The following is an 8,360-nucleotide window of genomic DNA, read 5'->3' on the forward strand; positions in this document are numbered from 1 at the left end:
TTAGCCTCCCAGCTTGCTCTTGTCGCGCACCGCGCCTTTGTCGGCGCTGGTGGCGAGGGATGCGTAGGCGCGCAGCGCGAAAGAGACCTGACGCACGCGGTCGTGCGGCGTGTAGGCCGCGTCGCCGCGCGCCTCTTCTTCTTCGCGACGCGCATGCAGTTCGTTGTCCGGCACCGCCAGTTTGATGCCGCGGTTCGGAATATCGATCTCGATGATGTCGCCATCTTTAACCAGCGCGATGGTGCCGCCGCTGGCCGCTTCCGGCGAGGCGTGGCCGATCGACAGGCCGGAGGTACCGCCGGAGAAGCGGCCGTCGGTGATCAGCGCGCAGCTTTTGCCGAGGCCCATCGATTTCAGATAGGTGGTCGGATAGAGCATCTCCTGCATGCCCGGTCCGCCTTTCGGTCCTTCGTAGCGGATAACGACTACGTCGCCCGCCACCACTTTGCCGCCGAGAATCGCTTCGACCGCGTCATCCTGGCTTTCATAAACTTTCGCCGGGCCTTTAAACGTCAGGATCTCTTTGTCTACGCCGGCCGTTTTGACGATACAGCCATCTTCGGCGAGGTTGCCGTAGAGCACCGCCAGGCCGCCATCCTGCGAATAGGCGTGCTCACGGGTGCGAATACATCCCTCGGCGCGGTCGTCGTCCAGCGTGTCCCAGCGACAATCCTGCGAAAAAGCCTGGGTGGTGCGGATGCCCGCCGGACCGGCGCGGAACATGTCCTTCACCGCCTGGTCTTTGGTCAGCATGATGTCGTACTGATCCAGCGTCTCGCGCATCGTCTGCTGCAGGATGTTGCGGGCGCTGGTATCGATCAGTCCAGCGCGATCCAGCTCGCCGAGAATGCCGATGACGCCGCCTGCGCGGTGAACGTCTTCCATATGGTATTTCGGGGTGCTCGGCGCCACTTTACAGAGCTGAGGCACCTTGCGCGACAGGCGGTCGATATCAGAAATATTGAAGTCGACTTCGCCCTCTTGCGCGGCGGCCAGCAGGTGCAACACGGTATTGGTGGAGCCGCCCATCGCGATATCCAGCGTCATGGCGTTTTCAAAGGCCGCTTTGGTGGCGATGTTGCGCGGCAGCATGTTCTCGTCATCCTGCTCGTAATAGCGTTTGGTCAGGCTTACGATGCGCTTGCCCGCATTGATAAACAGCTCTTTGCGGTCGGCGTGGGTCGCCAGCAGCGAGCCGTTGCCCGGCTGCGACAGGCCCAGCGCTTCGGTCAGGCAGTTCATCGAGTTGGCGGTGAACATGCCGGAACAGGAGCCGCAGGTCGGACAGGCGGAGCGTTCAATCTGCTCGCTGTCGGCATCGCTGACGTTAGGGTTGGCGCCCTGAATCATCGCGTCGACCAGGTCAAGCTTGATGATCTTGTCGGAGAGCTTGGTTTTCCCCGCTTCCATCGGACCGCCGGAAACGAAGATCACCGGAATATTGAGGCGCAGCGACGCCATCAGCATCCCCGGCGTGATTTTGTCGCAGTTGGAGATACAGACCATGGCGTCGGCGCAGTGCGCGTTGACCATGTATTCCACCGAGTCGGCGATCAGCTCGCGCGACGGCAGCGAATAGAGCATGCCGCCATGACCCATGGCGATACCGTCATCCACCGCAATGGTGTTGAACTCTTTCGCCACGCCGCCCGCCGCTTCGATCTGCTCGGCGACCAGCTTGCCGAGGTCGCGCAGGTGAACGTGGCCCGGCACAAATTGGGTGAATGAGTTGACCACGGCGATAATCGGTTTGCCGAAATCGGCGTCGGTCATTCCTGTGGCGCGCCACAGGGCACGGGCACCCGCCATGTTGCGGCCATGCGTGGTGGTGGCGGAACGGTACTTAGGCATGCTCTGTTTACTCCAGTCTGTAAATGACGCGGGCACAGCGGCGCCCGCGTGACGCTCTTGTTATGGGTTAACCTGATCCAGCCAGCCGTATTTGTCTTCGGTTTCGCCAGTGAACAGGCCGAAGAAGGCTTTCTGAATTTTTTCGGTTACCGGGCCGCGTTTGCCTTCACCGACCTGAATACCGTCAACGCTGCGTACCGGCGTGATTTCTGCGGCGGTGCCGGACATGAAGATCTCGTCAGCCAGGTAGAGCGACTCGCGCGACAGTACCTGCTCGCGTACTTCAATGCCCATATCCTGCGCCAGCTTGATGATGGCGTCGCGAGTAATGCCCGGCAGCGCGGAAGAGGTAAACGGCGGGGTAAACAGAATGCCGTCTTTTACTTCGAACAGGTTTTCGCCTGCGCCTTCGGAGATGTAGCCGTTGGTGTCGAGCGCGATGCCTTCCTGATAGCCGTGACGGCGCGCTTCGCTGCCCACCAGCAGAGAAGAGAGATAGTTACCGCCTGCTTTCGCGGCGGTCGGCAGGGTGTTCGGCGCCACGCGGTTCCATGAGGAAACCATCGCGTTGATGCCGTTTTCCAGCGCTTCAGCGCCCAGATAGGCGCCCCACGGGAAGGCGGCGATGATCACGTCGGTGGTGTAGCCGTCCGGCGGGTTCACGCCCAGACCGACATCGCCGACAAAGGCCAGCGGACGGATATAAGCGCTTTTCAGGTTGTTGTCGCGCAGTACTTTACGCGTCGCTTCCATCAACTCGTCCACGCTGTATTTCAACGGGAAACGATAAATTTTCGCTGAGTCGTGCAGACGCTGCATGTGTTCACGGTGACGGAACACCACCGGGCCTTTGTGCGAGTCGTAGCAGCGCACGCCTTCAAACACAGAAGTACCGTAATGCAGTGCGTGAGACATGACGCTGACCTTGGCGTCTTCCCACTTAACCATCTCGCCATTGAACCAAATAAAGTCTGCTTTCTTCGTGCTCATTCTTATTTCCTTTCACGACCAGGCGTGGATTTGTTGTGATGTTTGTTGCTGGATTTCGACGTTAGCGACATCCATTAATTTGCTTAACTGCGAAGACAGTAAATCGACAGAGCGCTGGCTGGCAACGGTCATTTCGATATTAATGTTCTCGCTGTTGGCCGCCGCGCCCATGTTCATGGCGCAGACCTGGAAACCGCGATGGCGGACGACGCGTAAAATGCGCTCCAATATTTCAGGGCGAAAGCGAGCTTCGATAGACAATTGGTGCTGGTTCATACGGTTTTCTCCATCATGTTTGCGTTGCTGGCGCCAGGCGGCACCAGTGGCCAGACGTTTTCATGCTCATCAATCGCAACATGCAGGAAGTAAGAACCTTCGCTGTTCAGCAGAGCATCAAGGGCGGCGTCGACCTCGTCTTTACGGCTAATACGCTGGCCTGGGATATCAAAGGCGCTGGCCAGCGTCAGAAAATCGGGGTTGTCGGTCAGAATGGTTTCGCTGTAGCGGCCGTCGAAAAAGAGCTGCTGCCACTGGCGTACCATGCCGAGGCGCTGGTTATCGAGCAGCAGGATTTTCACCGGCAGCTTTTTACGTTTGATGGTGCCCAGCTCCTGGATATTCATCATGATCGAGCCGTCGCCCGATACGCAGATCACGGTGTCTTCGGGACGGGCGACCTGCGCGCCGACCGCGGCGGGCAGGCCGAAGCCCATGGTGCCCAGGCCGCTGGAGGTGATGAAATTCTCCGGCGCGTTGAAGTTCATATGCTGCGCGGTCCACATCTGGTGCTGGCCGACGTCGGTAGTGACGACGGCGCTGGCGGGTTTGCGATCGGAGAGCTGTTTCAGCAGCAGCGGCGCGTAGATCGCCTCGCCGGGGTGGTCATAGCGCCAGCTGAACGCCGCTTTCATCGCCTTCACCTCTTCGCGCCAGCCGGCGATCTGCATCGGCATGCTCAGCGCGGGCAGGATCTGATTCATGTCGCCTTGCAGCGAAACGTGCGCGCGGCGCAGTTTATTCAGTTCGGCCGGGTCGATATCGATGTGAATGACGCTGGCGTGCGGCGCGAAGGTGTCGAGCTTGCCGGTGACGCGATCGTCGAAGCGCGCGCCGACGGCGATCAGCAAATCGCAGGACTGAACCGCCAGATTCGCCGCTTTAGTACCGTGCATGCCCAGCATGCCAAGATAAACCTCGCTTTCGCTATCGGCGCTGCCGAGACCTTTCAGCGTGGCGACCATGGGAATGCCGGTTTGCTGCGCCATGGCGCGCAGCGCAGGCACCGCCTGCGCCATACCCACGCCGCCGCCGATATAGAGCATCGGCTTGTGCGACTGCGCCATCAGCGCGCGCGCCGCTTCGATATGCTGCGGTGAATGGGCGAACGACTCTTCAACCGGCAGCAGATGCGGGGTCAGCTCGCCGCTGGCGATTTGAATATCTTTAGGGATATCGACCAACACCGGTCCAGGACGGCCTGACTGGGCGATAGCGAAGGCTTCCGCCATGACGGAAGGCAGCTCATCCAGCGACTCAACCAGAAAGCTGTGTTTGGTGCAGGCCAGCGACAGGCCCAGCACGTCGATCTCCTGAAAAGCGTCGGTGCCGATAAACGCTGACGAAACCTGACCGGTGATCGCCACTACCGGTACCGAATCCATCATCGCGTCGGCCAGGCCGGTGATTAAGTTGGTCGCGCCAGGGCCCGAAGTCGCAATGCAGACGCCGGTTTTTCCGGTCGCGCGGGCATAGCCTATCGCCGCGACCACGGCCCCTTGTTCATGACGACACAGTAGGTGTTCCACGCCGCCATCGTAGAGCGCATCGTACACTGGCATGATAGCGCCGCCAGGATAGCCAAATACGGTGTCGACACCCTGCGCGCGTAAAGCCTGAACTACCCACTGTGCACCTGTCATGGTTATTCTCCTGTATTCTTAGGGGAACAACAGAATTTTATGCTACTGCTCATTGTTTGCTCCTCGGTAATCCGCTGATATTTGCACTGGTCGAAAAAAAACCCCCGGACCTTTCGGTGCGGGGGTTTTTCGAATTCCAGGCTTGATTTTTAAGCCTTTCTTTCTCCAGGCGTAGCCCCGCACGGTGGGTTAATAATCACCACCACGCTAATCACGACTAGGCTAATCACTTGTAGAAGGGCTTTCATCTGCTGTCTGTTTTTTCGTTTGTTCGAAGTAATGCCTACAGAGTTATCACAGTTAGAGGTGCGATGACAACTTTTTCCATCTGTTTTTTTTATGACCCTCGCGCCGATAATCAGATATCACCCTGTAAATAAACGCTTATTTTATGCGTGACAAATATTCATCACGTCCGTGACGCAATAATTAAGCCTGTAATTTGTTAAGCGGCTCCAGAAAAAATGCATTCGGGTGAATTTTACGCCGCTTTGCTGCGGACTCTCTCGAAAGATGGATTCTTTGGTCTCGCTGTCGCCTTTCGGCTTCGCCATAATCGCCGCGTTAAGGAGCGGTTATGACATTGTCCAGAGTTCTTACCCGAGCAGCGATAGGCGTAGAAGCGCCGCTGGTCGCCATAGAAGCGCACATCAGCAGCGGCCTGCCCGCGCTGACGCTGGTCGGTTTGCCTGAAACCACGGTAAAAGAGGCGCGTGAACGGGTGCGTAGCGCCATTATTAACAGCGGCTTCAGCTTTCCGGCAAAGCGCATCACCATCAATCTGGCGCCCGCCGACCTGCCTAAAGAGGGCGGACGTTACGATCTGCCGATGGCTCTCGCCATTCTCGTCGCCTCTGAACAGCTTCCCGAGGCGAAACTGGCGCAGCATGAATTCGTAGGCGAGCTTGCGCTCAATGGCGCGCTCTGCGGCGTTCAGGGCGCGATTCCGGCCGCGATGGCGGCGATGCGAGCCGGACGGCAGCTGATCCTCTCTTCGGAGAATCAGCAGGATGTTGGCCTGATTCAGCATGGCGATACGCTTGTCGCCGCCCATCTGCTGGAAGTCTGCGCCTGGCTGCAAAATCAGGGCGAGCTTGCGCGTGCCCATTCTCTGCAGGATCGGTCCGAAGAACCGACAGAAGATTTGAGCGATATCATCGGTCAGGAACAGGGACGCCGGGCGCTGGAGATTACCGCTGCGGGCGGTCATAACCTGCTGCTGATTGGCCCTCCCGGCACAGGCAAGACCATGTTGGCTACGCGGCTGCCCGGTATTATGCCCCCGCTCAGCGACGCAGAAGCCCTGGAGTGCGCCGCTATCGCCAGCCTGGTAGATAAAGGCAGGCTGCAAAAAGCCTGGCGCAAGCGCCCTTTTCGCGCGCCTCATCATAGCGCGTCGCTTTATGCCCTTATCGGCGGCGGGTCGCTGCCCCGGCCGGGAGAGATTTCGCTGGCGCATAACGGCGTGCTGTTTCTGGATGAGCTGCCGGAATTTGACCGGCGCGTGCTGGATGCGCTGCGGGAGCCTATCGAGTCCGGCGAAATAGCCATTTCCCGCGCCCGCGCGAAGGTAACCTATCCGGCGCGCTTTCAGCTGATTGCCGCCATGAACCCAAGCCCGACGGGTCACTATCAGGGGCAGCATAATCGCTGCTCGCCGCAGCAGGTGCTGCGTTATCTGAGTAAACTCTCCGGGCCTTTTCTCGATCGCTTCGACCTGTCGATTGAGGTGCCGCTGCTGCCGAGCGGGATGCTGAGCCAGCGTCCCGAGGCGGGCGAGAGTTCAGCCAGCGTGGGTGAGCGGGTGATGAAGGCGCGCGCGCTGCAAATGGCGCGTGCCGGCAAGATTAATGCGCATATGAGTAACGTCGGCATCAAGATGTGGTGCGATATCGCCAGAGAGGATGCGGAATGGCTTGAAGAGGTGCTGAATCAGCTGGGATTGTCCGTGCGGGCATGGCAGCGGATTTTAAAGGTGGCGCGGACGATTGCCGATCTGGCGGGTGAAGAGAGAATTTTACGGAGACATCTGCAGGAGGCGGTCGCTTATCGCAGCATCGACCGGCTAATGATTCATCTGCACCGCAGTCTGGAATAAAAAATGGGGCTCATTGCCCCATTTTGTTTAGTCATCGCTGTCGCTGTAGTCTTCAACCGTATCCATCTGCGGCTTGCCGCCTGAAAGCGTATGAAAACGTTTCGGGCGCTTAATGCGAGTGGTGTATTTAGACCATACGCGCTCAGCTTCAGTTTGCGGCTCACGCAGACCACGACATACTTCCAGAAAAAGACGCTCTTCTTCCGTAATCGGCTCACGCTTTGCTAAATCGAGTTCATTAAAAGCAAAACCATGACGTTCCAGCAATTGGGCTTCTTTAATGGTGAAATCACCATGCCGCGAGAAACCGCGCGGATAATGTTTGTTATCAAAGAAACGATTTGTGGTTGAGAAGCTTTCCGCCATCTTACACGCTCCTGATTCTCTTATGGCCGAGCTATTAATGGCGCGGAGTATTAGATAGGCTTGACAGAGTGTAAAACAAAACATTTAAATCTATACGACAAACATTTTTTGGGAGAAAGCTGTGGATACGGAATTACTGAAAACTTTCCTGGAAGTGAGCAGAACTCGCCATTTTGGGCGAGCTGCAGAAGCACTCTACCTCACACAGTCCGCCGTCAGCTTTCGCATCCGTCAGCTGGAAAATCAGCTGGGCGTTAATCTTTTTACTCGCCATCGCAATAACATACGGCTGACGTCGGCGGGAGAACGCCTGCTGCCCTATGCGGAAAGCCTGATGAGCACATGGATGATGGCGAAAAAGGAGGTGTCGCATACGCAGCAGCATCACGAGCTATCGATAGGGGCCAGCGCGTCGCTCTGGGAGGCCTACCTGACGCCGTGGCTGCAAACCCTGTATGAGAATCGGGAGAGCCTGCATCTTGAAGCCCGCGTGGCGCAGAGGCATCTTCTGGTTAAGCAGCTTCATGAGCGCCAGCTGGATCTGCTGATCACTACCGAAGCGCCGAAGATGGACGAACTAACAAGTCAGCAGATCGGCCATATCTCTCTGGCGCTGTTTCGGGCGCGTAAAACAGAAAAGCGAGAGAAGTACGATTACATCAAGCTGGAATGGGGCGCGGACTTTCATCAGCATGAAAGCTATTTGTCAGGCGGCGACGATGTGCCGGTGTTAACCACCACTTCGGCGCACGTGACGCGCGAACTGCTTTATACCACGGGCGCCTGCGCCTTTTTACCAGACTACTGGCATAGTCTGTACAGCGATCTTATGGTGATCCCCGACACGCCGGTTGCTGTGCGTCCTTTGTATGCCGTGTGGCTACAGAACAGCGATCAGCAGGCGCATATTCGACAGCTGCTTAAGTTTCCAGTACTGGCGCGCTGACATTGCAGGCATAAATAGTGAAGAGGCTGACGTTGTCGGCCTTTTTTTGATCTTTTTGCCGAATAAAAAGCAAAAAAAATCCTTTGCCGAAGCAAAGGATTCTTTTTTCTGGCAGGGGCGGAGGGACTCGAACCCCCAACACCCGGTTTTGGAGACCGGTGCTCTACCAATTGAACTACGCCCCTAAAGA

8 protein-coding genes and 1 tRNA gene are annotated in these 8,360 nt (G+C 57.5%); 2 read left to right on the top strand and 7 right to left on the bottom strand.

Translation table 11 applies throughout. The features are described from left to right. The 5 genes from ilvD to ilvL form a co-directional block, all read right to left on the bottom strand. Window positions 1–1,851 carry a dihydroxy-acid dehydratase gene (gene ilvD, locus HA46_RS04335; protein WP_033792779.1) on the bottom strand — a complete coding sequence of 617 codons (1,851 nt, stop codon included), beginning with the start codon at window positions 1,849–1,851 and terminating at the stop codon, window positions 1–3. A gap of 60 nt (window positions 1,852–1,911) precedes the next feature. After that, complete coding sequence (locus HA46_RS04340; protein ID WP_033792780.1) at window positions 1,912–2,841, bottom strand: branched-chain amino acid transaminase; 930 nt, start codon at window positions 2,839–2,841, stop codon at window positions 1,912–1,914. A gap of 12 nt (window positions 2,842–2,853) precedes the next feature. Then, the gene (gene ilvM, locus HA46_RS04345; protein ID WP_033753506.1) at window positions 2,854–3,117 is read right to left on the bottom strand and encodes an acetolactate synthase 2 small subunit; all 264 of its coding nucleotides are present in this window, start codon (window positions 3,115–3,117) and stop codon (window positions 2,854–2,856) included. Next, the gene (gene ilvG, locus HA46_RS04350; protein WP_084882285.1) at window positions 3,114–4,760 is read right to left on the bottom strand and encodes an acetolactate synthase 2 catalytic subunit; all 1,647 of its coding nucleotides are present in this window, start codon (window positions 4,758–4,760) and stop codon (window positions 3,114–3,116) included. The genes ilvM and ilvG overlap by 4 nt, the downstream gene beginning before the upstream one ends. 149 nt (window positions 4,761–4,909) lie before the next feature. Beyond that, window positions 4,910–5,008, bottom strand: coding sequence for an ilv operon leader peptide (gene ilvL / locus HA46_RS04355; protein ID WP_084882286.1), 99 nt, complete (start codon window positions 5,006–5,008; stop codon window positions 4,910–4,912). A gap of 329 nt (window positions 5,009–5,337) precedes the next feature. Between ilvL and HA46_RS04360 the strand changes: the two genes are divergently transcribed. Further along, on the top strand, window positions 5,338–6,858 hold the full coding sequence (locus HA46_RS04360; protein WP_084882287.1) for a YifB family Mg chelatase-like AAA ATPase: 1,521 nt from the start codon (window positions 5,338–5,340) through the stop codon (window positions 6,856–6,858). Between the two features lie 27 nt (window positions 6,859–6,885). Here the strand turns inward: HA46_RS04360 and HA46_RS04365 are convergent, their stop codons facing one another. Beyond that, on the bottom strand, window positions 6,886–7,224 hold the full coding sequence (locus HA46_RS04365; protein ID WP_033792784.1) for a MaoP family protein: 339 nt from the start codon (window positions 7,222–7,224) through the stop codon (window positions 6,886–6,888). Between the two features lie 121 nt (window positions 7,225–7,345). On the opposite strand from HA46_RS04365, the gene hdfR reads away from it, so the two are divergent. Continuing rightward, complete coding sequence (gene hdfR, locus HA46_RS04370; protein WP_033753511.1) at window positions 7,346–8,170, top strand: HTH-type transcriptional regulator HdfR; 825 nt, start codon at window positions 7,346–7,348, stop codon at window positions 8,168–8,170. A gap of 109 nt (window positions 8,171–8,279) precedes the next feature. On the opposite strand, the gene HA46_RS04375 is transcribed toward hdfR, so the two are convergent. Next, window positions 8,280–8,355 (bottom strand) — tRNA-Trp (locus HA46_RS04375). Between the last annotated feature and the right edge of the window lie 5 nt (window positions 8,356–8,360).

It is taken from the genome of Pantoea septica (assembly GCF_002095575.1).
Lineage (GTDB): Bacteria > Pseudomonadota > Gammaproteobacteria > Enterobacterales > Enterobacteriaceae > Pantoea > Pantoea septica.

Excerpts from the sequence above, each read along its gene's own strand:
- ilvD (WP_033792779.1), bottom strand. The coding sequence starts at position 1,851 with ATGCCTAAGTACCGTTCCGCCACCACCACGCATGGCCGCAACATGGCG.
- HA46_RS04340 (WP_033792780.1), bottom strand. The coding sequence starts at position 2,841 with ATGAGCACGAAGAAAGCAGACTTTATTTGGTTCAATGGCGAGATGGTT.
- ilvM (WP_033753506.1), bottom strand. The coding sequence starts at position 3,117 with ATGAACCAGCACCAATTGTCTATCGAAGCTCGCTTTCGCCCTGAAATA.
- ilvG (WP_084882285.1), bottom strand. The coding sequence starts at position 4,760 with ATGACAGGTGCACAGTGGGTAGTTCAGGCTTTACGCGCGCAGGGTGTC.
- ilvL (WP_084882286.1), bottom strand. The coding sequence starts at position 5,008 with ATGAAAGCCCTTCTACAAGTGATTAGCCTAGTCGTGATTAGCGTGGTG.
- HA46_RS04360 (WP_084882287.1), top strand. The coding sequence starts at position 5,338 with ATGACATTGTCCAGAGTTCTTACCCGAGCAGCGATAGGCGTAGAAGCG.
- HA46_RS04365 (WP_033792784.1), bottom strand. The coding sequence starts at position 7,224 with ATGGCGGAAAGCTTCTCAACCACAAATCGTTTCTTTGATAACAAACAT.